Origin of the sequence: Pseudomonas sp. D4-21 (genome assembly GCF_051132125.1) — a bacterium.
Classification (GTDB): domain Bacteria; phylum Pseudomonadota; class Gammaproteobacteria; order Pseudomonadales; family Pseudomonadaceae; genus Aquipseudomonas.
On the sequence record NZ_CP071664.1, the window covers coordinates 2490794 to 2515155 of the forward strand.

At 61.7% G+C, this 24362-nt stretch carries 20 protein-coding genes; 13 read left to right on the forward strand and 7 right to left on the reverse strand.

Features of this window, described 5'->3' with window-relative positions:
* Positions 1-24: 24 nt before the first annotated feature.
* Positions 25-1230, reverse strand: coding sequence for a citrate synthase (locus J3Q04_RS11360; protein WP_434606108.1), 1206 nt, complete (start codon positions 1228-1230; stop codon positions 25-27).
* Between the two features lie 259 nt (positions 1231-1489).
* Between J3Q04_RS11360 and J3Q04_RS11365 the strand changes: the two genes are divergently transcribed.
* From J3Q04_RS11365 to J3Q04_RS11400, 8 genes are all read left to right on the forward strand, one after another.
* Positions 1490-2779: a CitMHS family transporter gene (locus J3Q04_RS11365; protein WP_420763683.1), complete on the forward strand. Its 1290-nt coding sequence runs from the start codon at positions 1490-1492 to the stop codon at positions 2777-2779.
* Positions 2780-2862: 83 nt separating this feature from the next.
* Positions 2863-4260, forward strand: a complete 1398-nt coding sequence (locus tag J3Q04_RS11370; protein ID WP_434606106.1) for an OprD family outer membrane porin — start codon at positions 2863-2865, stop codon at positions 4258-4260.
* A 30-nt stretch (positions 4261-4290) separates the two neighbouring features.
* Positions 4291-5319, forward strand: a complete 1029-nt coding sequence (locus J3Q04_RS11375; RefSeq protein WP_434606104.1) for a phosphoglycerate dehydrogenase — start codon at positions 4291-4293, stop codon at positions 5317-5319.
* The gene (locus J3Q04_RS11380) at positions 5316-6299 is read left to right on the forward strand and encodes an alpha/beta hydrolase (RefSeq protein ID WP_434606102.1); all 984 of its coding nucleotides are present in this window, start codon (positions 5316-5318) and stop codon (positions 6297-6299) included. Before J3Q04_RS11375 ends, J3Q04_RS11380 begins: the two co-directional genes overlap by 4 nt.
* A complete protein-coding gene (locus tag J3Q04_RS11385; protein ID WP_434606100.1) occupies positions 6296-7549 on the forward strand; it encodes a lipase family protein in 1254 nt (417 codons plus the stop codon). The genes J3Q04_RS11380 and J3Q04_RS11385 overlap by 4 nt, the downstream gene beginning before the upstream one ends.
* Positions 7550-7728: 179 nt before the next feature.
* The gene (gene treS, locus J3Q04_RS11390) at positions 7729-9795 is read left to right on the forward strand and encodes a maltose alpha-D-glucosyltransferase (RefSeq protein WP_434606098.1); all 2067 of its coding nucleotides are present in this window, start codon (positions 7729-7731) and stop codon (positions 9793-9795) included.
* Positions 9796-9915: 120 nt separating this feature from the next.
* Entirely contained in the window at positions 9916-10611 is a 696-nt protein-coding gene (locus J3Q04_RS11395) for a hypothetical protein (RefSeq protein WP_420763689.1), read from the forward strand.
* Positions 10608-11516: a hypothetical protein gene (locus J3Q04_RS11400; protein ID WP_434606096.1), complete on the forward strand. Its 909-nt coding sequence runs from the start codon at positions 10608-10610 to the stop codon at positions 11514-11516. Before J3Q04_RS11395 ends, J3Q04_RS11400 begins: the two co-directional genes overlap by 4 nt.
* Before the next feature lie 23 nt (positions 11517-11539).
* Here the strand turns inward: J3Q04_RS11400 and J3Q04_RS11405 are convergent, their stop codons facing one another.
* The 4 genes from J3Q04_RS11405 to J3Q04_RS11420 all read right to left on the reverse strand — a co-directional run bounded on the left by J3Q04_RS11405 (position 11540) and on the right by J3Q04_RS11420 (position 15027).
* Complete coding sequence (locus J3Q04_RS11405; RefSeq protein ID WP_434606093.1) at positions 11540-12070, reverse strand: cupin domain-containing protein; 531 nt, start codon at positions 12068-12070, stop codon at positions 11540-11542.
* 83 nt (positions 12071-12153) lie between these two features.
* Positions 12154-12888: a substrate-binding periplasmic protein gene (locus tag J3Q04_RS11410; RefSeq protein WP_434559215.1), complete on the reverse strand. Its 735-nt coding sequence runs from the start codon at positions 12886-12888 to the stop codon at positions 12154-12156.
* Between the two features lie 23 nt (positions 12889-12911).
* A complete protein-coding gene (locus tag J3Q04_RS11415; RefSeq protein WP_434606090.1) occupies positions 12912-14255 on the reverse strand; it encodes a GGDEF domain-containing protein in 1344 nt (447 codons plus the stop codon).
* 1 nt (position 14256) lies between these two features.
* Complete coding sequence (locus J3Q04_RS11420) at positions 14257-15027, reverse strand: substrate-binding periplasmic protein (RefSeq protein WP_434606088.1); 771 nt, start codon at positions 15025-15027, stop codon at positions 14257-14259.
* 229 nt (positions 15028-15256) lie between these two features.
* Here J3Q04_RS11420 and J3Q04_RS11425 point away from each other — a divergent pair, with 229 nt between their 5' ends.
* Complete coding sequence (locus J3Q04_RS11425; RefSeq protein ID WP_434606085.1) at positions 15257-16993, forward strand: OPT family oligopeptide transporter; 1737 nt, start codon at positions 15257-15259, stop codon at positions 16991-16993.
* A gap of 57 nt (positions 16994-17050) precedes the next feature.
* Here the strand turns inward: J3Q04_RS11425 and J3Q04_RS11430 are convergent, their stop codons facing one another.
* Positions 17051-18835, reverse strand: a complete 1785-nt coding sequence (locus tag J3Q04_RS11430; protein ID WP_434559209.1) for an IlvD/Edd family dehydratase — start codon at positions 18833-18835, stop codon at positions 17051-17053.
* A gap of 46 nt (positions 18836-18881) precedes the next feature.
* The gene (locus J3Q04_RS11435) at positions 18882-20063 is read right to left on the reverse strand and encodes a fumarylacetoacetate hydrolase family protein (RefSeq protein WP_434559207.1); all 1182 of its coding nucleotides are present in this window, start codon (positions 20061-20063) and stop codon (positions 18882-18884) included.
* Positions 20064-20177: 114 nt separating this feature from the next.
* Here J3Q04_RS11435 and J3Q04_RS11440 point away from each other — a divergent pair, with 114 nt between their 5' ends.
* From J3Q04_RS11440 to J3Q04_RS11455, 4 genes are all read left to right on the forward strand, one after another.
* Complete coding sequence (locus J3Q04_RS11440) at positions 20178-21116, forward strand: LysR family transcriptional regulator (protein ID WP_434559205.1); 939 nt, start codon at positions 20178-20180, stop codon at positions 21114-21116.
* A gap of 244 nt (positions 21117-21360) precedes the next feature.
* Positions 21361-22743, forward strand: coding sequence for an MFS transporter (locus J3Q04_RS11445; RefSeq protein WP_434606082.1), 1383 nt, complete (start codon positions 21361-21363; stop codon positions 22741-22743).
* Complete coding sequence (locus tag J3Q04_RS11450) at positions 22740-23480, forward strand: SDR family oxidoreductase (protein WP_420763700.1); 741 nt, start codon at positions 22740-22742, stop codon at positions 23478-23480. Before J3Q04_RS11445 ends, J3Q04_RS11450 begins: the two co-directional genes overlap by 4 nt.
* A gap of 25 nt (positions 23481-23505) precedes the next feature.
* Positions 23506-24354, forward strand: a complete 849-nt coding sequence (locus J3Q04_RS11455) for an ureidoglycolate lyase (protein ID WP_434606079.1) — start codon at positions 23506-23508, stop codon at positions 24352-24354.
* Positions 24355-24362 lie beyond the last annotated feature (8 nt).

Below are 24362 nucleotides of genomic sequence, written 5' to 3' on the forward strand. Positions count from 1 at the left end.
TGGCATCGCCAACGAATGCCCCAATCAGCGGCGTCCGGTATCGGTCGCCGTTGGCAGCGTCCCGGTGTAGCGAGCGCGAGGGCGGCCCTCGTGGTGTTGGTTGTATTGCTCGCTGGCGTGGGCGATCCAGCCGATGGATCGACCTACGCCTCCCAATGAAATTTCCTGCCCGCGCAATCCCAGTTTCCTGCCGATGAAGCTCACCATGAGAATGAATTCCGGTGGGTACGCCACGAGCTCCGAGGCCACCGAGAAGGCTTTTTGCAGTTTGATGAACTCACTGTCGCCATCAAAGGCAGCCGTGAGCGCCGCCAAAAGATTGCTGGCACGCGGGTCGTTGATCGAGTGGACATTGGGACCGAACCCGACAATGTGTCCGTCCTGGTTGTAGCGCTGCAAGATCGGTCGCGTAGGGTCCACGGCGGTACAAATCTCTTCGATCATCCGACTGGCGGCTTCATTCCTGCCATAGGCGATTTTATGGCCCCGTGCGGCGGCGAGTGCAGCGATGACCGCGTAGTACGGAGTGGCGCCGGTGGTGGCGGCGACGCGGACGCTGTGGGTGGTGTGATCCAGCTCATGGTCGATACTGAGGATCAACAGGCGCCGGATCAGATCGGCGTGGGCCGGCGGGGCGCCGCACGACTGGGTGATGAACTCATGCAGGGGTTGCGTACTCGGTTCGGTCGTCCCCACGACCAACGCGGCAAACCACCTCACGACATCGGCGCCTGTACGGGCGTAGCTGTCCGGGGAAAGGTCGAACGCTTTGGGATTCTCTCGCTGGACCAAGGGGAAAAGCGCGATGGCTTTTTCCTGGGCAGACATGTGCTCGTAAATCTGCAACAGCTTGGCGCTTTCCTTCGGGGTGCGAGGCAGCGAATCGCCGAACGCCGAAGGCACCTGCCAGATCAACTCGGCCACCTCTTCGACGGTGGCCCGGTCCGCGAGCTCGACGACGTCATGGCCACGATAAAACAGCCCATCGTCGGTGATCAGCGTAATCGCACTGTCCGAGGGCGATGAGCGCTTCGCCACGGGTTTCTCCGCCGCCGGCACTTTCACCAGCCGCTGAATATCCTCTGCCCAATAGCGACGCTTGGGCGTCCCGGCGATTTTGATGGAGCGGATATTCTTGCGACTGACGTAGGCGTACAACGTCGGCAGGCTGATCCGGAGCAGGGCGGCTGCCTCGTCTGCCGAGAGGTAAAGGCCTTCTTGTTCTGGCATGACGGGCCCACTCGGGTGATTGGAAGTCGTACATGTTTATTAGATATGCAGTCAGGTCGTCAATGTGTATTGGCGGATAAATTTCAACACGTGTTTTTTAGACGAATGATGGCGGGATAGGCCCGATTAAGCCGGGATGTTGACGAAAAAAATCAAGATTTACAGCGTTTCAGCCCCTATGTAGATTTCGGCTGCGCAAGAGTTGTTCACATTGATTTTTTGATGCATCGATAACAATAAAAACGAAAAGGTGAAACGCATGGCTTGGTTAGGTTTCGCAATGGTCGTCACGTTTATGGCCTTGATCATAAGCAAACGACTTTCTGCTGTGACGGCACTCATCCTTATTCCGGTTGCCTTCGGGCTGGCCAGTGGGGCAGGACCGGAACTGGGCGCGATGGTGATGAACGGCGTCAAGCAAGTTGCGCCCACCGCGTTGATGCTGATGTTTGCAATCCTGTATTTCGCGATCATGTTCGACGCCGGGCTCTTCGAACCCGCCGTGAGGAAAATCCTGCGCCATGTAGGAAATGATCCTCTTAAAGTCGTACTGGGCACTGCATTGCTGGCCACCGTCATCTCCTTCGACGGCGATGGCGCAACGACTGTGCTGATCGTCACGACGGCGTTCCTGCCGCTTTACCTGCGGCTGGGGATGAACCCGCTGATCCTGGCATTGATGCTTTTGCTGACGAATACCGTGGTCAATCTCATCCCTTGGGGAGGACCGATCGCCCGCGCCGCCAGCGCCCTTCACCTTGATGTGGCAGAAATGTTCCTGGGGCTGGTGCCGGCGATGCTGGTGGGGCTTGCCTATGCGTTTGCCGTGGCGTTCTGGATAGGCCGAAAGGAGCGGCGCCGCTTGGGATGGACGCCCGGCACCCAGGACGCCGCACCGCAGGAGGTCGCTTTGCCGACCGTACACGCCGAAACCCATCGGCCGAAACTCTTCTGGGTCAACCTGGTGCTTACCGCGGGGCTCATGTACTCCATGGCCACAGGGCTGGCACCCTTGCCGTTGCTGATGATGGTGGGTTTTTCCCTGGCGCTGCTGATCAACTATCCACGCTTGGCGGAGCAGAAGGCTAGAGTCGCGGCTCACTCGGAAAGTGTGCTGATGGTCATCGCGCTGATATTTGCCTCAGGTGCGTTCACCGGCATCTTGTCCGGCACCGGGATGGTTGATGCCATGTCAGGGAAAATCGTCCAGCTGATTCCCGACGGCGGTGGCCAATACTTCAGCATCATTACTGCGCTGGTCGCCTTGCCGCTCAATTTCCTGCTGTCCAATGACGCGTTTTTCTTCGGCATCTTACCGGTGCTGGGGGCGGCGGCTGCCGAATATGGCATCGACCCGATGCATATCGCTCGCGCGTCGGTGCTGGGGCAACCGGTGCATGCATTGAGCCCATTGGTTGCAGCGGTCTATCTCATCAGTGGAATCATCAAGCGCGACATGGGCGACATGCAACGCTATTGCCTGCTCTGGGCGATCGGTAGCAGCGTTGTCCTGATTGTAACGGCAGTTATTACCCGGGCGATTTATTAATTAATTAGTTCGCTGCGCCGAAGTTCAAAGGACGCCAGTTCGCGTCTGCTCACGTCAAAATAAAAATAATAGAGAGGTGGTCGATGAAATCGATTAACGCCGTCGCTATGACGTTCCTGTCGACATTGTTAATGTCTGGAATTTGCCTTTCGGCAACCATCAGTGATCCTGACAGGTTCCAGCATGAAGGGAAGTTGAATGCTTATCTTCGTTCGGTCTATATCAATACGCGTATCGCCAACGATTTGATCGAAGACCGCTTTGGCGGTTTTCCGGACGGTGCCGAGCTGGGTGGCACAGGCGTCGGTGCGATCCTGGATTACAACTCCAGTTATTGGGCCGGCGTTGTAGGGATTGATGCCTCTTTGTATGGCGTGGCAATGATCGATTCAAAAGACAATGGCCGAGACCTGTTCGACGATACTGACGGCACCAACGGGGGCTTTGCCAAAGTTGGACAGAGTTATTTCAAGTTGCGTTACGAGGGCAACGGCTGGAATGCCGATTCCCAAGTAGGTCGGGGGCGGTTCGACGCCGGAACGTTGGTCACGCTGGACACTCGGATCGTTCCCGGCTCCTACCAGGGAGGCCGCGCCCATTTGAACTTCACCGAGATGGGGATCGGTCCGCTTCCTGGCACGTTGGGGTTCGAAACCGCCTACATCAACCGCACCTCGCCTCGGGACAGGGAAGACTTCGAGCACCTGCTGAGCCAGACGGGCGAGGAAATCAAGGATCTGTATACCTACGGCATCAATTACGACTTGAAAGCTGTCGAGCTGGGTTACGCCCACGGGGTGGCGCGGGACTTCAATGAAAACACCCGTTATGGGCTGACATTAAAAGCGCCGCTGGGCGACAAAGCCGGTGTGGTATTGGACACCCAATATTATGAGTTCCAGAAAGCCGGGCGAATCTGGGAGCGTGACTGGGAGGCGGGTGAGGCGGCTTACGATGATGACGCGACATGGTTGAATATCAACCTGGGTTTATTGCTCGATAAACTTCGCCTGGGTCTTTCTTTTTCCGAGACCCAGGCAAAGTTGAGCAACGGGCAACTGGGTTATGCCTACTTCGACCACGGCGATAATGTTGACGGCCGGATGGATGCCTGGACACGCTCCGGCAATGATTTCAATAACGACGGTGAGCGAACCTGGCAGATTGGCGCCGAATATGACTTGAGCGGACATTCTTTATTGGGCGCTTCGCTGGATGGTTTCAAGGTCATGACTATTTATAAACAAGGTGAGTTTGACGCGACCGACCCGTTCAGCGGTCGACGCACCGACGTGACCGAGCGACAAAATGAATATCGCCTCTACTATCGCTTTGACGAAAAAGAATACGCAGGACTTTCCGTGGGCCTGATTTATATCAACTACCGGATTAACCAGGACTTCGTCGCACTGGTTTCCGCTCAACCCGATAACGTGGTGAGCGGTTCGGAAGCGCGGGTCTATCTGGACTACGCATTTTAGAAGTTCAACCGCTCTATCGAGAGGCTCGAGATGTCTACACCTCGTCATAAAATAGTGGTCACACAGCGATTCTTCGATGCCATGGCGACCGACTTCCTGGAGAGCCGCGGCTGTGATGTAGTCGTCGCCGACCTGGCGCCCGGGCAAGCGGACGGCGACCTGAGTGAACAGCAACTGACCGACATCTTGAAGGACGCTGACGGCTGGATCGTCGGGCACGCGACTATCACGTCCAGCCTGTTGGGCTCGCTACCACGCTTGCAGGTCATCGCCCGTCGCGGTGTGGGTTACGAACGGGTTGATACGGCGGCGGTGGAAGCGGCGGGGAAGGTCGCGACCATCGCGATCGGCGGCAACGACGCAAGCGTCGCCGACCACACCGTGGCATTGATGCTCGCTGTGTGCCGCCAACTCAAACGCTGCCAATCGGGATTGTCCGCAGGGGATTGGTCGATCCCCCTGGGCGGCGATTTGTACCGCAAGACGGTGGGCGTCGTCGGGATGGGGCGGATCGGCCGGGGCGTTCTGCAGCGCTTGTCCGGGTTTGAAGTAACACCGTTGATTTTTACCCCTGATCCTCACAAAACACAGCTCGACGGTATCGCCTACGGTAAATTCGTTGGTCTGGAAACGCTGCTCGAGGAAAGCGATTTCGTCACCCTTCATGCGCCTCTCAATCCTCAAACCCAAGGGTTGATCGACGAGCACGCATTGAGACTGATGAAGGGGTCCTCGGTATTGATCAACACCGCGAGGGGCGGGTTGGTGCGCGATGCGGATCTGCTCTGCGCGCTGCGGGAAAGCCGGTTGGCAGGGGCGGGGCTCGATGTCTTCGAAAGCGAGTCTGACCCCACGCTTTTACCTGTGACCGAACGATTGATCCAACTGCCGAACGTGGTCGTGACGCCCCACGTCGGCGCCTCCACGGTCGAGGGGCTCAATCGCACCAACCTGATTGCCGCCCAGTGCGCGGTGGCCGTCCTGCAAGGGCGCAGCCCGCCCAGCCATTGCGTTATCGCGGACGGACGTCGACCCGCCGGCACGCAGGTGTGGCCATGAGTCGTAGCGAAAACCCGTCGCCGGACTCATGCCCGCCGGTTCATCCCGACTTGCTCGCGGTGGCGACGTCGCTGCGCCAACAGGGCCTGCTTCCGATTGTCCAGGGCGATGTGCAAAGCGTCCGGGGCCAGTTGGAGCGGATCAATGCGTGGGCGGCGCACCGCAGCGTGCCCCTGAGCTACGAGCGCACGCTGGGCTTTTGCGTCAACGGTCGAACGGTTCCCTGTAAGCTTTATTGGCCGGAGGGCGATGAGACGCCTTGCTTGATGTTCTACTGCCATGGCGGCGGATTTCGCCATGGTTCGCTGGCCGGCTGGGACGCGCCGCTGCGTCAGTTGGTTCGCGACAGTGGCCTGGCGGTGCTCTCCATCGACTACGCGTTGTCGCCGGAGCATCGCTTTCCCGTGGCGTTCAACGAGGTGGTAGCGATCGTCAGCCGTGTCATCAAGCTCGGGGCAATCACCGACTGCCCGGTGCGCGGCTATGCCCTGGGCGGCGATTCGGCGGGCGCGAACCTGGCCCTGGGCGCGGCCATTGCGCTGCGTGACGCGGGGATCGATGCGCTGCGCCAGCTGTTGCTGTTCTACGGCAGCTACTCGCGGGACATGACCTCCAACTCGTGGCAACGGTTGGGCGGATACGCAGGGCAGAATCTGTCGGTCGAAACCATGAGCGCCTATTGGGCCAGCTATCTGGCCGATGATGAGGACGATTGGCGGGTGCAGCCAATCACGGCTGACCTGACGGACCTGCCGCCGACGCGATTGGTCGTTGGCGAGCTGGACCCGCTGCTGGATGAGAACCGAGCGTTGGCACAGCGGCTGAAGAACGCAGGCGTGACGGCGAGCCTGCAAGTCCTGGCGAACATGACCCACGGTTTTATCCGTTTCAACGAAGTGGCGCCCATCGCGCGCAACGTACTCGCTGCTCAGGGCAACGCGTTGCGCAAGGCGCTTTCCAACCAGGCGAACCTCCCATGAATGTTTTCCGAATCGCGGCCTTTGCATGGGCCTGCGTCGCGGCATCCGTTGGCATGGCCGCCGGTACGCTGCCTGTCGGGCCCGTTGCCGGGGATGTGCAGTTGTCGGCGTTTTATCGCTGGCCTGAGGCAATGCCCGAATCGCCGGGTACGCTGCTGCGAAACGAGCGCATGCCAGTGCAGGCACTAATGCCTGCCGCCGCGCAGGCGATACGCCTGCTCTACAGTTCGGTTGACGAACGCTGGCATTCCGGCCTCGTTCCGGTCAGCGGCGCGTTATACCTGCCGGCGGGCAATCCCCCCGCCGAAGGCTGGCCGCTGCTGGCCTGGGCCCACGGTACGCTTGGGATCGCCGATGCGTGCGCGCCCTCCTGGACCGGGCTGCGCGACCGTGACGCGGCGTACATCAATCGTTGGCTGGCGCGAGGGTTCGCGGTGGTCGTGACTGACTACCAAGGACTGGGCGGGCCGGGGCCGCATCCCTATACATTCTGGCAAGCCGAGGGACGTTCCGTTCTCGACTCGATTCGCGCTGCCCGCGCCATCAGACCAGGGCTGATCGCCCCTCGCACGTTCCTCGCCGGGCAATCCCAGGGCGGCGGGGCGGCGTTGGGCGCGGCGATACTTGCAACAACCTACGCACCCGAACTGCCTATCCTGGCGGCGATACTCACGGCGCCGAACAGCACGTTTCCCCAAGGCCCCATTGCGCTGCCGCCACGCCAATCCAACACCGTGTTCCTGGTCCTGGCGTCCGGTGGCCTGCGCGAAGACGGACCGCCAATCGAAACCATCCTGACCGCCAAGGGCCTCCAATTGCTGGACGTCGCCCGGCAGGGCTGTACCCGTGACATTGCGCTCAAATCCAAGGCGTTGCGGATCGGTTCGTTTGCAGAGCTGTTGACAATCACCCCCGAGGCATTGAACGCAGCGCGCATCCCGTCCACCGACATGCCGCAGGCTTCGATTGCGTTTGCGTTGTTCATCGCCACCGGCCAGGCAGATCAGACGATCACGCCAGAGCGGCAGTACGCGGTCGCGGCGGCGTTGTGCGCCGCCGGCAACCCCGTCACTTGGCGCACCTATGAAGGCCTGGGGCATGACGGGGTGTTGCACGGTTCGCTGGAAGATGCCTTCGCATTCGTCAGGGCCCGACTCGATGGGCAGGGCCATGGTTCGAATTGCGCCACCTTGCAAAGACCTGGTCCGCCGGGGGAGAGAGACGAAGGAGCACTGTTTAACGACGATTGAATGCTGAGTAGACCTATGTGGCGAGGGAAGTTGCTCCCTCGCCACGGTTTTGGCGGGTTTGCCATCTCGCGAACCGTCCCAATGCAACGATTGCCAGGCCACGGCCTCATATGAGTCATAAGCGGCGCCTTGGATACCAGGCGGCGGGCCGATTTTCCTTATGACGGGTGATTGTTTTCATGACGATGGCTGAGAAAAACCATGTCGACTGGCTGGTGGAGCAATCGATGCTCAAGGCGGCGAGGCAGCGGGCCAAGCTTTACTCGGGACAAGGGCGCCTGTGGCAACAGCCCTTCGCACACACCCGGCCCCGTGACGCCTGCGCGCTATCCTCCGTTTGGTTCACCGCGTACCCGGCCTCCATCGTCACCCGGGAAGATGGCACGGTGCTCGAAGCGCTGGGGGATGAAACCTTGTGGCATGCGCTGTCGAAGATCGGCATCCAGGGCATCCACAACGGCCCCTTGAAAAGGTCCGGAGGCCTGCACGGCACTGAATTTACGCCGACGATCGACGGCAACTTCGACCGCATCAGCTTCGACATCGACCCGGAACTGGGCACCGAGGCCCAGTTGCAGGCATTGACACGCATGGCCGCTGCCCACAATGCCGTGGTCATCGACGACGTCATCCCGTCCCACACCGGCAAGGGCGCGGATTTCCGCCTGGCGGAGATGGCCTACGACGACTATCCAGGCCTCTACCACATGGTGGAGATCCGCGAGGAAGACTGGCCGCTGTTGCCTGAAGTCGAGGAGGGGCGCGACGCGCAGAATCTCACCGCGCAGCAGGTGGACGCCCTGCGCGACAAGCACTACATCGTCGGCCAGTTGCAGCGGGTGATCTTCTTCGAACCCGGCGTCAAGGAAACCGACTGGAGCGCAACCCCCGTCGTCATGGGTGTGGATGGCAAGCCGCGGCGTTGGGTCTACCTGCATTACTTCAAGGAAGGGCAGCCGTCGCTGAACTGGCTTGATCCAAGCTTTGCCGCGCAACAGATGATCATTGGCGATGCGCTGCACGCCATCGATTGCATGGGGGCGAAGATCCTGCGCCTGGACGCCAACGGTTTCCTGGGCGTCGAGCGCAAGCTCGATGGCACTGCATGGTCCGAGAGCCACCCGCTGTCGATCACCGGTAACCAGCTGCTCGGCGGTGCGATTCGCAAGGCAGGGGGTTTCAGTTTCCAGGAATTGAACCTGACGTTGGATGACATCGCCGCCATGTCCCACGGCGGGGCGGACCTGTCCTATGACTTCATCACGCGACCGGCCTACCAGCATGCCTTGCTGATGGGCGATACCGAATTCCTGCGCTTGATGCTGCGCCAGATGCACGCCTTTGGCATCGATCCGGGGTCGCTGATCCACGCGCTGCAAAACCACGACGAATTGACCCTTGAGTTGGTGCACTTCTGGACGCTGCACGCCCATGACACCTACCTGTACCAAGGCCAGACGTTTCCCGGCAACATCTTGCGCGAGCACATCCGCGAGCAGATGTATGAGCGCCTGTCCGGTGAACATGCGCCTTACAACTTGAGGTTCGTGACCAACGGCGTGTCCTGCACCACGGCCAGCATCATCACCGCCGCGCTGGGCATCCGCGAGCTCGATGCCATCACCGCCGCCGATATCCAGCAGATTCGCCAGGTGCATCTACTGCTGGTGATGTTCAACGCCATGCAGCCGGGCGTGTTCGCCTTGTCAGGCTGGGATCTGGTGGGGGCATTGCCGTTGCCGGCGGAGCAGGTCGAGCATTTGATGCGCGACGGCGACACGCGCTGGATCCATCGCGGCGCCTACGACCTTGTAGACCTCAACCCGCAAGCGCCGGTGTCTGCCGGGCAAATGCCCCGCGCCAGGACGTTGTATGGCAGCCTGCCGAGCCAATTGAAGGATCCGGATTCGTTCGCCTCGCAACTGCGCAGAATCCTGGCCGCGCGCCGGGCCTACGACATCGCCGCGAGTCGCCAGATATTGATTCCGGACGTTGAGCATCCAGGGTTGCTGATCATGGTCCATGAACTGCCGGCCGGCAAAGGCACGCAGATCACCGCGCTGAATTTCGGCTCGACGCCCATCACTGAAACCCTCCATCTGCCAGATATCGCGCCGGGACCGGTGGTGGACATCATCAATGAGCGAGTCGAAGGGGATCTCACGTCGGAAGGCGAGTTCACCATTACCTTGGACGCGTTCGAGGGGCTGGCGTTGCGGGTGGTGAGCAGTTCGCCGATGATCTGAGGCAGTCGAAGTCTTTGATCTGTGAGGAAGATTGAAAAGATAAATATCAATATGCCACTATTGTTATTGCCGCAGCTGCCGATATGAGCAGCATCGATTTTAATCATAGGGACTTGATACATGTCTTTTCGTACGCTTCGCACCCTCGCGACACTGACCGTTCTTGCCTGCCTGACCCTCACCGGTTGCGCCCACGTTCAACCGCCGGTACCGCTGGACCATCAATTCTGGGACGCCAAGGAGCCGACCATTGGCGTGGCGATCAACGTGGTGCCGGAGCCGGTGCTGGCGCTGACCGGCAATCAGGGGTTGCTGGACCTGGCCATCAATAAAGGCGTCAACAGCAAGCTCAGCGATAACGTTGAAAAATGGCAAGTACGCGACCTCAACACCTTGCCGGACGCCATCGTGGCCAAATTGCAGGCCAAGGGTTACAAGGCCAAGCGCATCAACGAGCCGGTGGACCTGACTAAATACAAGGAAGTCAGTTTCCGCGAAGGCTACACCACCCGTGACCTGACGCCGATCAAGGCCACCTACGGTGTCGATCGCCTGCTGCTGGTGAACGTGATGGGAACGGGCGCTACCCGCAGCTATTACAGCATCGTGCCGACCAGCGTCCCGATGGCGCAGGTGGGCGGGCAGGGCATGGTGGTCGATCTGGCCGACAACCGGCTCCTGTGGTTCAAGCCTTTCTCCGTTGTGCAGGCAGCCCAGGGCGAGTGGGACGAACCGAACTACACCAATCTGACCAACGCCTTTTACCAGGCGATGGACACGAGTCGCCAGCAAATGATCACACCGTTCGAGCAATGAAGCGCGGATTGATAGCGCTCGGCTCGGTGGCCTTGCTGATAGTGGCGGGTTGCGCGCAGAAGCCAGCCCCGCCGGCCGGTTTCAAAACGCTGGACGCGGTGTCCTATGTCCAGACCCACGGGGTGAAGGTTGACCTGCAACTGCCCCAGGCGTTTGTCGGCGCCAGTACCGTGGTGGACGCCGAGGCCGCACAGAAGGCTGCTTCGTCGAGTCATAACCTGGTCGCCAGTTCCGGCAACGCTGCTGGGCTTGCCGGTTTGCTGGTTGCCAGCCTGATCAATACCCAGATGGGCAGCGGTAGCTTGCAACGCGATGCCGAACAAACCGCCGCGAAGGAGTCCAGGCCGTTGGCGGACCTGCTTGCCGGCGTGCCGTTGCAGGAGCGCCTGCAACAGCGTTTCCAGCAGGCTTCGCTGGCAGCGGGTCTCAAGCAGGGCGCGGGAGATATCAGTGCCCGCCTGGTGATCGAGCCCAAGCTGATGCTGACGCCTGATCGTGGCAGCTTCGTATTGATCAATCAGGTGCAAGTCCAGGACATCGCCGGTTCGGCGTTGTATCGCATGCGCGTTGAAGTCTCCAGCCAGCCGATCCGGCGTTGCGGCAAGCGTTGTGTCGACGACGGCTCGCTGGACCTGGCGCAAGTGACGACGGCGCTCGACGAATGTATCGATGAGTCGATGCGTGTGCTGGCTGCCGACCTGATGTTGCCGGCGCCGCCGGAAGCGGCCCAGGAAACCCTTCGCTATGTGCTTGATGGGCAGCGTGTAGTCGAGCGCGGTTATCAGTTGGCCAACAATGGGAATTACTGGCGCTACCGCAACCTCTACGGCGCGGTGAAATCAGTGCCGGTGCCGTTCGAAGACGCGTTGACTCAGGAGCAGTTGCGCCAGGTATACGGCCGCTGACCGCTCACATGTTCGGCCAGATGTCAGCGTTGGTCCGTCCAAAACCGGCTGACGCCGCCGTTGGCACCCTGCACCGGATCCCGATCCGGAAACGGCAACCCTTCGATGTTTGCCAGTTGCGCCTCGCTCGGCGCTTCGCGGCAGATGTCGGCCTGCTGGCCGGGTGGATACGCGCCGACCACCAGGAAGTCCTCGCTGGAGCCCAGGTTGCAATGCCCGGTGCCGGCGGGGAGAAGCAGCGCATCACCGGCCTTGACGTCGATGACTTGGCCGTTGGGGCCACCGATCATCAAGCGAGCCTTGCCGCTGGCAACACCGAGCACTTCGTGGCCTTCAGTGTGATAGTGGTGAAAGTCGTAGATCCCGTAACGCCATTGCGGTGGCCAGCCGTTGGCGCGGAAAGTCTGCTCCAGGCGGGCGGCCAGATCGTCGGTATGGGTCGCGACCGCATCACGGTAAATGATCACCGGCAGGCGTGGGTTGTTGGGTACCCAATCGTTGCGTTCCAGCAACAAGGTCTGGATTGAATCCGGGAGTGCGTTGAACGTGCTCATCGAAGAACCTTCACATCTGTGCCTTTATGGGCTAGACGGTGCCTTCGATGGGAGAGTTCAACGTCGCTGACCGGTGCCGCGCGTCAGCGCTTTTCCTTCATGATCCGCTCCACTTCACCCGAAGCCTTGAGCTGTTCGAAAGCGCGTTGTGCCTTGGCGACCGTCTCGTCGGGTGTGCTCAGGCTGAACGCCAGGTAAACCCGATGGGGCTGCTCATCCAGCGCGTAGACCTCCTCCAGCAGATTGAAGTCAATCCGGGCATCCTGGCTCATCAGGCGCGCGGTGTTCTCCGGCATCGGCACGAGCTGGACCTGACGGTTCAACAGTTTCTGGAAGTTATCGTGGTTATTCGCTGAAACGACCAGTCGGCTGAAGCCACGACCTTGCAGATAAACCTGCTTGGCGTCATTTCGTACCACGCCGATGCTGTACTGCTTGGCCTCTTCCAGGGTGCCAATGGCGATGGGGGCCGTGTCGCGCAGCTTGTAGAGCCGGCTGGTGGAGCGATGGATTTCACCGACCCACTTGAACAGCTGTTCACGGGCCGGGGTGCGATCCAGCGGGAAGATGAGCACGTTGGGCTCGCGCAGCGCCATTTCATAGGCCCGCGCCCAGGGGTAGAGGGCCATGTGGAAATCGTCGAGGTCGGCCTGCTTCAAGGTATCGGCGGCGATATGGATACCGGGGCCGACCAATTTCTCGTCGCGCAGATAGGCATACAACGAGTCCTCGGTCACGACCTCGATGGTTTCGGCCTGGCTTTGAAGGCTGTTCAAGGCCAGGAATACCCATGAACAGAGCATCAATGAGTGGCGCATACAGACCTCGGTTTTGGCGATGATTAGAGGGACACGCGGTTGCGGCCCTGGTGCTTGGCCCGGTACAGCGCCTGGTCGGCGCGTTGCATCAATTGGTCGAAATGATCCATGGCCTCGGGGTCCAGCTCGGCGACGCCGATGCTCAGGGTGACGAATGGGGAGATCGATGAGCCGCTGTGGGGCAGTTGGCGTTCGGCCAGGGCGCCACGCAAGCGTTGGGCCGCCTCCCAGGCCTGCCCTGCGTCGATATTGGGCAGCAGGACGACAAATTCCTCGCCACCGACCCGTGCGGTCAGCTCGCCAGAGCGGCCGAAGACCTCGCGCAGGGTTTCAGCGATCTGTTGCAGGCATTGGTCGCCGTTCATATGGCCATAGGTATCGTTGTAGATCTTGAAGAAATCGACGTCGCACATCAGCACCGCAAGCGGCGTCTTGTGGCGCATGGCGCGGCGAAACTCGACTTCCTTCAGCTCGTCGAAATGGCGACGGTTGGCCAGGCCCGTCAAGGCGTCGTGACGGGACAAGGCTTCGAGGGCCTGGTTGGCGGCCTTGAGCTCAGCGGTGCGCGCCTCGACCAGCTCGACCAGTTGGTCGCGGCTGGCGGCGATCGCCAGCTCGTCCGAACGCTGGCGCTCCAGGTGGGCGTGGAGATTGTCCTGGAGTTCATTGACCTGGGATTCGAGCAAGCTCAACTCGTCCTGGCGATCCACCGAACGCTGCAGCTTGAGGTGGTGCTTGAGTGTTTGTGGCTCGAGCTCGCCCAGGTGCCGGGCGATATGCACCACGTGGACCGTCACCAGGCGGTTGAACATGGTCATGACCAGGCCCGCCAGCAGCATGGATTGGATGATCTGGGTGATGACGATGCTGCGCGCTTCGCCCCACAGGCGCTGCCACAGCAGTTGGTTATCGCCTTCGATGATGAGCTCGCCGACTTTTTCGTGGGCGCCGAGATAAGGCTGCGCGATGAGCTCGCGGTGCAATACCGGTGCTACCCCTTCGTTACCGGTGGTGTAGCGATTGAGCTCGATGATTTCCGGCGACCGGCCGGGCCGCAGGACATTCAGCGCCACGCGTCCGACCGGCGCGGCCTTGGCGACGCTGGCAAGCTGTTTGTCCAGGGAGTCGCGGTCCATCTCCCAGATCGCATGAGCCAAGGTGTCGCGGAAAACCTGGTCGATCAGCCCCAGCTCGGCATTCATGTCCGTCAGGTTGCTTTCCCAGGCCAGCCAGGTGCGCCAGGTGACCATCGCCACTGTGAAAAACAGGCAGAACAGCAGGGTCGCCAGGACCAGGCGCCGACCCAGGGAGCTGAGGGTCTTGGCCTGTGCCCGTTGAGAGGGTGGGGGTGTGAGATGGCTGTCCATCTCATAACCACTTGCGCGCGATGGCATCGTAGACGCCGTTGCGACGTATGGCTTGCAGGCCTGCGCGGAATTTTTCGACGGTCTGCGGCGGCGTGTTGCGGCTGAACGCCATACTCAGGCCGTCGGCACTGCTCAGTTCGGGCAGCGCCAGCGACTTGATCAATACTTTGTCCGGGTCTTCGCCGTTCTGACGGGTCAGGTACAGCGCATTGAGCTCGTTGGAAATCCACAGCTCCACGTGGTCGACCTTGAGCTTGCGGTAATTGTGTTCATATTTGGTGCTGGACTGAAGTTCTTCGCCGATGCGGAAGCCCTTCGAGACGAGAAACTGCTCGCCCACATCCTGATTGACGGTAGCGATCTGGTGCCCATGGGCATCGGCCAGGGAGTCGAGTTTCACCGGCCGCTCGGCCAGGGAGTAGATATACCACTGGGTCGGGGCGATGGCGCCGATCCACTGGAACAGCGATTCGCGTGCCGGGGTGCGCACGATGGAATAGATCAACACATTGCTTTCATTGAGCGCCAGTTCATAGGCCCGCGCCCAAGGCATGGGCTGGATCGACGCTTCGACGCCGATCTCCTTGAGCACAGCCTCGACCACTTCGGTGCTCATGCCGGTCACCCGGCCGTCCTGCGTCATGTTGTAGGGCGGCAACTCCTCGGTGACGATGCGCAGTGGCGGCTCAGCCGCGATGGCCAACGCCGATCCACCTGCAACCAGGAGCATCAGGGCGCCACACATCAGTAAGCGGTTAAGCAGCGAAGCCATTGATCATCACCCTATGCAGCCAGCAGAGCCTGGCGAGGCCTGAGGGCCTTCGTCATCCAGGTTATCGGCTGGGTGAGGGTGTTGCTTGAGCGCAGCTACGCATCTTCCGGGCGACCGCTCTATCACGCGGACGCCAGGACGCGCCGGTGAACCTTCCGTCAATACAACGCTCACTTGTTAGGTCGTCGCCCCGGGTGAACGCGCTGTTTTCTGCCGATAAGGAATTCGCATGGATCCAACCTCGACCTCCCACGTGCGCCCCGTAGAGCGCGAGTTCAGCCCACGCGCGGTAATCACCGGGATCGTGCTGGGTATTTTGCTGACGCCCTCCAATGTCTATGCGGGATTGAAGATCGGCTGGTCGTTCAACATGTCGATCATCGCCTTGCTGGTGGGCTACGGCATCTGGCAGGGCCTGGCCAAGCGATCCTCCGGCCGGCTGCCCTGGACGCTCCACGAGAGCAACATCAACCAGACCGTGGCGTCGGCCGCGGCATCGATCATTTCCGGCGGGCTGGTGGCGCCGATCCCGGCGTACACCTTGCTGACCGGCCAGCAACTCGACGCGTTGCCCATGGTCGCGTGGGTATTTTCGGTGAGTTTCCTGGGTATCTGGATTGCCTGGTACCTGCGGCCCTCGTTGCTCAACGACAAGGCGCTGAGGTTTCCCGAGGGCATGGCGACCCTGGAGACCTTGTTGCATATCTACAATCACGGCCACGAAGCCGCGACGCGCCTCAAGGTGCTGCTCGGCGCAGCCGTGCTGTCCGGGTTCGCCAAGTGGGTCGATACCTTCGTCTGGGCCATCCCGCGCTGGTCGCCGAGCGCCCAACTGGAGCGGCTGACATTTACCGCGGATCCGTCGCTATTGCTGGTGGGATTTGGCGGCATCATCGGCATCCGTGTCGGCCTGACCCTGTTGCTCGGCGCGCTGTTGGCGTGGGGTGGGTTGGCGCCGTGGCTGTTGGAAAATGGCCTCGTGCACTTACCGCCCGGCAGCAGCGGCCCGCAATTCGCCGTGCTAGTGGAATGGCTGCTGTGGCCGGGCGTGAGCCTGATGGTTTGCGCGACCCTGGCTTCCCTGGCGATCCGCTTGTGGTCGCTGCACCGCTCAACCAAGGCCAGTGGCGCGGCGTCCTGGGCGGTGCCCAAGGCCGGGCCCGCCGTTGGGTTTTTGCTGGCAATCGTCTTGGTGGTCAGCCTGCAAGCCATGTTGTTCGGCATCAATCCCTGGATGGCGCTGCTGACCATTCCCTTGGCCATTTGCCTGGCGGCGGTGGCAGCCCGGGTGGTCGGCGCCACCGGAATTCCTCCCATTGGCGCCATTGGGCAACTGTCCCAGCTGAGCTTCGGCATCGTTGCACCGGGGCAGGTGCCGATCAACTTGATGAGCGCCAACACCGCCGGCGGTTCGGCGGGGCAATGCACGGACCTGATGAATGATTTCAAGGTCGGCCGGGCGATCGGCGCGACGCCGCGCAAGCAACTGCTGGCCCAGACGCTGGGGATTTTCATCGGCAGCATCGTCGGCGTGCTCGCTTACCTGGCGTTGATCCCCGACCCGCAAACCATGCTGCTCACCGAAGAATGGCCGGCCCCGGCCGTCGCCACCTGGAAGGCCGTGGCGCAAACCCTGACCCATGGCCTGGACTCGTTGTCGGTGAGCATCCGCTGGGCGATCTTCATCGGCGGCGCCGTCGGTTTGCTGCTGGGCATCCTCGACAGCCTGCTGCCGGCCCATCGCGCCCGCTACCTGCCCAGCACGGCTGCCCTGGGCCTGGCGTTTGTCCTGCCGGCCTCGGTGTCGCTGATGATGGCCCTTGGCGCCGTGCTGACCTGGCTGGTGAGCTGCCGCTGGCCGAGCCTCACCGAACGCTTCGCCATCACGGCGGCGGCGGGGTTGATTGCCGGGGAGAGCATTACCGGGGTGGGGGCTTCGTTGTGGGAAATGCTCGGGAATTTGTGAGCCCCCGTGGCGAGGAAGCAAGCTCGCTCGCCACGGGAAGCGGTGGGTGGCGCTGAGTCAGTGTGAATGTCGCGGCTCACCACTGCGGGCGATCACCCTCAGGTGCAACGTGGCCGGCTCCAGGCAACCTCCCGTGGAAAGCTGGCCGACCAGTTGCCGGTACAGTTCCTGCCAAGGCGTTTGCGACGGCGGGAAGTTCGGCGTCCAGGCGCGGCGGCGCCGCTCCATCTCGGCGTCGTCCACCAGCAGGTTCACGGTGCGGGTGTTCAGGTCGACTTTCAGCCGGTCATTGGTCTGTAGCAGCGCCAGGCCGCCGCCAACGGCCGCTTCCGGGGACATGTTGAGGATCGACGGGCTCGCCGAGGTGCCGCTCTGGCGACCATCGCCCAGGCACGGCAGGGAGTCAATGCCGCGCTTGATCAGCGCGGCGGGCGGAGCCATGTTCACCACCTCGGCGCTGCCGGGATAGCCCACGGTGCCAGCGCCGCGGATGACCAGGATGCAGCGCTCGTCGATGTCCAGCGCCGGGTCGTCGATGCGTGCGTGGTAGTCCTCCGGCCCCTCAAATACGATGGCCCGCGCTTCGAAGCTGTTCTCGGCGCCGGGTTCGGACAGGTAAGTCTTGCGGAACGCTTCGCCCACCACCGACATCTTCATGATCGCGCTGTCGAAAAAGTTGCCGCTGAGCACGATGAAACCGGCGCGGTGCTTGAGTGGGGTGTCGAAGGGGTGGATGACGTCGGCGTCGCAGGTCAGGCTGCCGCTGACGATCTCGCCGATGGTCTTGCCGCTGACCGTGGCGCAGTTCTCATGCAGGCGGCCGGCCTTTTGCAATTCGTGCATGACTGCCGGCACGCCGCCCGCGCGGTGGAAGCCTTCGCCCAGGTATTTGCCAGCGGGCATGCAGTTGACCAACAGCGGCACGTCCTCGCCGATTTTTTGCCAGTCGTCCAGGCTCAACTCGACGCCCATGTGCCGGGCGATGGCGATCAGGTGCGGCGGGCAGTTGCTCGATGCGCCGAGTGCCGAGGCGACGGCGATGGCGTTTTCGAAGGCTTCACGCGTCATGATCTGGGAAGGGCGCACGTCCTGGCGCACCAGTTCGCAGATGCGCTTGCCAGTGGCGTAGGCCATCTGCCCGCGCTCGCGGTACGGCGCCGGAATGCTTGCGCAACCGGGTAACGACATGCCCAGGGCTTCGGCCAGCGCGTTCATCGACAGGGCGGTGCCCATGGTGTTGCAGTGGCCCACGGAGGGCGAGGCCGCCGTGGTCATTTCCATGAAACCTTCGTAGTTGATCTCGCCAGCGGCCATCAGGTTGCGAGCGTGCCACAGCACTGTGCCGGAGCCGATCAGCTCGCCCTTGTGACGACCGTCGAGCATCGGCCCGCCGGACAGCACGATGGACGGCAGGTCGGTGGTGGCTGCCGCCATCAGGCAGGCGGGGGTGGTCTTGTCGCAACCGGTGGTGAGCACAACGCCGTCCAGGGGATAGCCGTGGAGGATTTCCACCAGGCCCAGATACGCCAGGTTTCGGTCCAGGGCCGCCGTTGGGCGACGCGACTGTTCGGCGATGGGGTGCACCGGGAATTCCATCGGAATGCCACCGGCGTCGCGGATCCCGGCCTTGACCCGTTGCGCCAGTTCCAAGTGATGGCGGTTGCAGGGTGTCAGGTCGCTGCCGGTCTGGGCGATGCCAATGATCGGCCGGCCCGATTGCAACTCTTCGCGGGTCATCCCGTAGTTCATGTAGCGTTCGACATACAGCGCGGTCATGTCCGCGTGGGCCGGGTCGTTGAACCATTGCTCGCTGCGCAGGCGGCGTTTTGGCGTGTCACTCATGATTCATTTCTCTCTTGTAATTGGGTGAATCGACGATCAGTCGGGCTCAGCGATCGAGCAGCCCCCGCGCGGCGAGGTTACGCAGCAGCGCGCCGACGCCGAAGGTCCACGGCGCGGCGTCGCAGCTATGGGTCACCTGATTATGCAGGCTGCCCAGTAGCGGGCTGCTGATACTGACGCGGTCGCCGAGTTTGTGGGTGAAACCGCTGCCGGCATGATCACGGTCCTCGGTGGGGGCGAACAGCGTACCGAGAAACAGCAGGAAGCCATCGGGGTATTGATGGTTGGCGTTGAGTGTCTGGCCGGCCAGGTCCTGCGGATCGCGGCTGATCTGGCTCATGGAGCTGCAACCGTGCAGCCGGTAACCGTCTTCGCCTTGTACGTGCAGATCGACTTCGCAGGCGCGCACATCGTCCAGGCTGAACTGCTCGTCGAACAGGCGAATGAACGGCCCAATGGCGCACGATGCATTGTTGTCCTTGGCCTTGCTCAACAACAGCGCACTGCGGCCTTCGATGTCCCGCAGGTTGACGTCGTTGCCCAGGGTGGCGCCGTGGATCTGGCCACGGCTGTTCACCGCCAGCACCACTTCCGGTTCCGGGTTGTTCCATTGCGAGGCCGGGTGAATGCCGATCTGGCTGCCGCTGCCCACGGCGGCCAGCACCGGCGCCTTCGTGAAAATTTCCGCGTCCGGGCCGATGCCCACTTCCAAATACTGCGACCACATACCTTGTTCGATGAGGTACGCCTTGAGGCGCATCGCTTGCTCGGAGCCTGGCACGATCGAGCGCAGGTTGTCGCCGATCACGCCGTGGACCGTGGCGCGCACGGCTTCGGCGCGGGCCGCGTCGCCGCCGGCCTGTTCCTCGATGACCCGCTCGATCATGCTCGCCGCGAACGTCACGCCGGCCGCCTTGATCACTTGTAAGTCCAGCGGAGGCAACAGGAACGGCTTGGCCGGGTCGGCGTGGGGGCCGGTGTTGGCCAAGAGTGCTTCGAGGGTGGCGATGAAGGTGCCAGGCGTCTCTCTTACCGTCGCCAGGGGCGAGGGTGTTTCCAGTAGGTCGCTAAGTGTCGCGAACCGATCCGAGAGGTCGAACACCCCGTCGCTGCGCAGCACGATGGGCGAAGGCCCGGCGATCCGCCCCGGGACCCAGGCGCGACCAATCAACGTGCCGGCCACGCCATCGACCGGCAGAGTGTTCTCGGGAGTAAGCAATAGCGACATGGACAGGCTTCCTGGTTCGTAAAGCCTTCACGCTAGGGCCCGTTGTCGATGAACTCCAATGAGATATATTCAGTATCCGATAACGCCTGGTTATTGCGCCGCCGAGGAATACCCATGTCCGATCTGTCCTTTTCCAGCTTTTGCGGCTGGCTCAAATTTCGTCATCTGCTGCTGATCGACACGTTGGGACGCACCTGCAACATGCATTTGGCGGCCGAGCAGATGAACCTCAGCCAGCCGGCCGTGAGCAAAATGCTCAAGGAAATCGAGAGCCTGCTCGGCTTCGCCCTGTTCGAGCGTCGACCGCGCAGCATGCCGCCCACCGCCCTGGGCGAGCACGTGCTGCGCTACGCGCAAATAGCCCTGAATGACGCCCGTTCGTTCGTCGAACAGATCAGCAGCCTGCGAGAAGGTGGCCACGGTTACTTGAAGGTCGGCGGTATTTTTGCCGCGACGGCGGTGGCGTTGCCCGAGGCGATCCTGCAGATCAAGCAGCGCTGGCCCTTGCTGTCCATCGAAGTGGTGGAGCAAACCAGTAATCATCTGATGAAGATGCTCGAAGAAAAGAAGCTCGACCTGGCCGTGGCGCGTTTCACCGATCAAAGCCAGCAGCAGCGCTACGACTTCCAGCCCCTGGCCCCCGAACCGTTCTGCATCGTGGTCAACGATCGCCATCCGCTGGCCAACGCTGGGCCGACATCCTTGCAGCAACTGGTGGACCTGCCGTGGATTCTCTATCCGGTCGGCACGCCGATTCGCGCCCGCATGGAGCTGGCCTTTGCCGAAGCTGGTGTGGGGATGCCGCGCAACACCATCGACACGATTTCGATGCAGACTTTCCTCCAGGTCCTGCAACGTGGCCCCATGATTGGCATGTTGCCCAACGCCATGGTCGACCCGTTGCTCGAAAGCGGCCAGCTCAAGACCCTTGACACGCCGCTGCACCTGGTGCCCCAAGACTACGGCATTCTCACCCGCAAGGACGAGCCGCTGGTGGGCGCGGCCCTGGAGTTCGCCGAGATCCTCAAGGACAACGCCCGCTTGAGTGGTTGAACGTGCCGCCCCATCGCGAGCAAGCTCGCTACCACACAGCCTGCTTGCGCTGAACCCGTGGCGAGGGAGCTTGCTCCCGCTGGGCTACGCAGTAGCCCCCTACGATTTCTGATAACACTGGGTTATCAACTAATCCAAAAATGCCATTGGGAAAGAATCGCTTCCCGACAGTAGAGTCCTCGTTCAATCGCCGGATGACTCGCTCATTCGACGTGACCCAATAAAAACAATCAGGGGTTACCTCATGCAAACCATCTCCGAGCATTCGCCCGCCCAGGCTTCCGCCAGCGGACTCGATTTCGAGGACCGGACCTACCGCAAGGTCATCTGGCGAATCCTGCCTGTCCTGCTGTTGTGCTACATGGCGGCCTACCTCGACCGGGTGAACATCGGTTTCGCCAAGCTCGACATGCTCAACGAGCTGCAATTCAGCAACACGGTCTATGCCTTGGGCGCCAGTATGTTTTTCTGGGGCTATTTCCTGTTCGAAGTCCCCAGCAACCTGTTGCTGCATCGCTTTGGCGCGCGGTTCTGGATCGCCCGGATCATGCTCAGCTGGGCGGTGATCTCCATGGCGGTGGCCTACACTGTGCCGCTGGCGGCGTTCTTCCATATCGAATCCAGCACCATGTTCTATGTGCTGCGTTTCCTGCTGGGTATCTGTGAAGCGGGCTTTTTCCCGGGCGTGATCCTTTACCTCAATTACTGGTTTCCGACCCACCGGCAGAGCCGGGTGATGTCCGGGTTCCTGTTGGCCTTGCCGGTCAGCCTGACCCTCGGCGGGATCTTGTCCGGCTGGCTGATGAATAGCATGCAGGGCGTGCAAGGCCTGTCCGGCTGGCAATGGATGCTGATCATCGAGGGCATTCCTTCGATCATCATGGCTTTCGTGGTAATCGTCTGCCTGGCCGACAACATCGACAAGGCCAAGTGGCTGTCGGCAGCAGAAAAAGCCATGCTCAAGGCCAACCTGCAAACCGACAACCAGGGCAAGGCGTCGCGCTTGAGCGAGGTGTTTTTCAACCCTCGGGTGTGGTTGCTGGTGTTGATTTTGCTGACCTTCAACACCGGCTTCTATGGCCTGGCATTCTGGATGCCTTCGATCATCAAGAGCACCGGCATCACCAACAGCCTGCACATCGGTTTGCTCACCGCCATCCCTTATTCGGTGGCCGTCGTGGCGATGCTGCTCAACGCCCGGCACTCCAACCGCACCGGTGAGCGGCGCCTTCACGCGGCGATTCCAGCCTTCATCGGTGGCGCCGGGCTGATCCTCAGTGCGTTCTTCGCCGATAACCTGGTGCTGTCGGTGCTGTTCCTCAGCGTCTCCGCTTCGGGGATCCTGAGCCTTATGCCGATCTTCTGGACCCTGCCGGGCACCGTGTTGTCGGGCGTCGCTGCCGCTGCCGGGATCGGCATGATCAACGCCATCGGCAACCTGTCGGGCTTCACCGGATCGATGATCACCGCCGTGGCCGAGACGCTTACCGGTAATATCAACAATGGTACGTATGTCCTGGCCCTGTGCCTGTTGGTCAGTGGCGGGCTGATCCTGGCCATTCCGGCCTCGATGCTCGCCAGGGCACCAAAAAGCGCAGTCCCGGCAACGCAACTGGAGACCGCATGAGCTTGCAGAACAAACGGGTACTGGTGACGGCGGCCGGGCAGGGTATCGGTCTCGCCAGCGCGGTGGCCTTCGCCCAGGCCGGGGCCGAGGTGTTTGCCAGTGACATCGATACGCGCGCATTGGCGGGCATCGAAGGGGTGACGGCGGTCACCCTGGATGTCACCTCGGCCAGCGCCATCGAGGCTGTCCGCGACTGGATCGGCGGCCTGGACGTGCTCTTCAACTGCGCCGGCTACGTGCACAGCGGCAACATCCTGGACTGCGACGAAGCGGCCTGGGTGCGTTCGATGGACCTCAACGTCACGGCCATGTACCGGATGATCCGTGCGTTCCTGCCGGGCATGCTGGCGCGGGGTGGCGGGTCGATCATCAACATGTCGTCGGTGGCGTCCAGTGTCAAAGGCGTGCCCAATCGTTTCGCCTACGCTGCCAGCAAGGCAGCGGTGGTGGGGCTGACCAAATCTGTCGCCATCGACTTCGTCAGCCAGGGGATCCGCTGCAACGCGATCTGCCCCGGCACCGTGGATTCACCATCGCTGCGCCAGCGCATTGCCGACCAGGCCGCGCAGCAGGGTGTCGATGTGCAACAGGTCTACCGGCAGTTTCTCGACCGTCAGCCCATGGGGCGCATTGGCAACACTCAGGAAATCGCGCAACTGGCGCTGTACCTGGGCAGTGACGCGTCCGCCTACACCACGGGAGCGGTGCACGTGATCGATGGCGGCATGAGCCTTTGAGTTTTCACTTGAACAGGAGCACTTCATGAAACTGTTGCGATACGGCGAAAAAGGTTCGGAAAAGCCCGGGCTGCTGGATGACGACCATCAGGTCCGCGACCTGTCGGGCCATGTGCCGGACATCGCCGGCAACGTCCTGGAGCCGGAAGGCCTGGCCAGACTCGCGGCCATCGACCCGCACAGCTTGCCGGTGGTGACCGGCCAGCCTCGGATCGGCCCGTGCGTCGGGCAGGTCGGCAAGTTCATCTGCATCGGTTTGAACTACGCCGATCATGCCGCCGAATCTAACATGGAGGTGCCAAAAGAGCCGATCATCTTCAACAAATGGACCAGTGCCATTTGCGGGCCGAATGACGATATCCAGATCCCCCGCGGCTCGCTCAAGACCGACTGGGAAGTCGAGCTGGGCGTGGTCATCGGCAAAGGCGGGCGCTACATCGACGAAGCGAATGCCCTGGAGCACGTCGCCGGATATTGCGTCATCAACGACGTGTCGGAGCGCGAATGGCAGCTCGAACGTGGCGGCACCTGGGACAAAGGCAAAGGCTTCGACACCTTCGGCCCGCTCGGGCCGTGGCTGGTGACCAAGGATGAGATCCCAGACCCGCATACGCTGGACCTGTGGTTGGAAGTCGACGGGCATCGCTATCAGAACGGCAACACCCGGACGCTGATCTTCAGCGTGCCGCAACTGATCGCCTACCTCAGCCGGTGCATGAGCCTGCAACCGGGCGACGTCATTTCGACCGGCACGCCGCCGGGTGTCGGGCTGGGCATCAAGCCCAACCCGGTGTTCCTGCGGCCGGGCCAGACCATGCGCCTCGGGATTGCAGGATTGGGTGAGCAGCGTCAGGTGACCGTGCAGGCGGATTGATCCGGGAA

What these genes read in the sequence shown, in the direction of transcription:
- J3Q04_RS11400 (WP_434606096.1), top strand. Translation starts at nt 10,608, where the DNA reads ATGAAGCGCGGATTGATAGCGCTCGGCTCGGTGGCCTTGCTGATAGTG.
- J3Q04_RS11440 (WP_434559205.1), top strand. Translation starts at nt 20,178, where the DNA reads ATGTCCGATCTGTCCTTTTCCAGCTTTTGCGGCTGGCTCAAATTTCGT.
- J3Q04_RS11385 (WP_434606100.1), top strand. Translation starts at nt 6,296, where the DNA reads ATGAATGTTTTCCGAATCGCGGCCTTTGCATGGGCCTGCGTCGCGGCA.
- J3Q04_RS11455 (WP_434606079.1), top strand. Translation starts at nt 23,506, where the DNA reads ATGAAACTGTTGCGATACGGCGAAAAAGGTTCGGAAAAGCCCGGGCTG.
- J3Q04_RS11365 (WP_420763683.1), top strand. Translation starts at nt 1,490, where the DNA reads ATGGCTTGGTTAGGTTTCGCAATGGTCGTCACGTTTATGGCCTTGATC.
- J3Q04_RS11415 (WP_434606090.1), bottom strand. Translation starts at nt 14,255, where the DNA reads ATGGACAGCCATCTCACACCCCCACCCTCTCAACGGGCACAGGCCAAG.
- J3Q04_RS11360 (WP_434606108.1), bottom strand. Translation starts at nt 1,230, where the DNA reads ATGCCAGAACAAGAAGGCCTTTACCTCTCGGCAGACGAGGCAGCCGCC.
- J3Q04_RS11450 (WP_420763700.1), top strand. Translation starts at nt 22,740, where the DNA reads ATGAGCTTGCAGAACAAACGGGTACTGGTGACGGCGGCCGGGCAGGGT.
- J3Q04_RS11445 (WP_434606082.1), top strand. Translation starts at nt 21,361, where the DNA reads ATGCAAACCATCTCCGAGCATTCGCCCGCCCAGGCTTCCGCCAGCGGA.
- J3Q04_RS11435 (WP_434559207.1), bottom strand. Translation starts at nt 20,063, where the DNA reads ATGTCGCTATTGCTTACTCCCGAGAACACTCTGCCGGTCGATGGCGTG.
- J3Q04_RS11430 (WP_434559209.1), bottom strand. Translation starts at nt 18,835, where the DNA reads ATGAGTGACACGCCAAAACGCCGCCTGCGCAGCGAGCAATGGTTCAAC.
- J3Q04_RS11425 (WP_434606085.1), top strand. Translation starts at nt 15,257, where the DNA reads ATGGATCCAACCTCGACCTCCCACGTGCGCCCCGTAGAGCGCGAGTTC.
- J3Q04_RS11375 (WP_434606104.1), top strand. Translation starts at nt 4,291, where the DNA reads ATGTCTACACCTCGTCATAAAATAGTGGTCACACAGCGATTCTTCGAT.
- J3Q04_RS11405 (WP_434606093.1), bottom strand. Translation starts at nt 12,070, where the DNA reads ATGAGCACGTTCAACGCACTCCCGGATTCAATCCAGACCTTGTTGCTG.
- J3Q04_RS11410 (WP_434559215.1), bottom strand. Translation starts at nt 12,888, where the DNA reads ATGCGCCACTCATTGATGCTCTGTTCATGGGTATTCCTGGCCTTGAAC.
- J3Q04_RS11420 (WP_434606088.1), bottom strand. Translation starts at nt 15,027, where the DNA reads ATGGCTTCGCTGCTTAACCGCTTACTGATGTGTGGCGCCCTGATGCTC.
- J3Q04_RS11380 (WP_434606102.1), top strand. Translation starts at nt 5,316, where the DNA reads ATGAGTCGTAGCGAAAACCCGTCGCCGGACTCATGCCCGCCGGTTCAT.
- treS (WP_434606098.1), top strand. Translation starts at nt 7,729, where the DNA reads ATGACGATGGCTGAGAAAAACCATGTCGACTGGCTGGTGGAGCAATCG.
- J3Q04_RS11395 (WP_420763689.1), top strand. Translation starts at nt 9,916, where the DNA reads ATGTCTTTTCGTACGCTTCGCACCCTCGCGACACTGACCGTTCTTGCC.
- J3Q04_RS11370 (WP_434606106.1), top strand. Translation starts at nt 2,863, where the DNA reads ATGAAATCGATTAACGCCGTCGCTATGACGTTCCTGTCGACATTGTTA.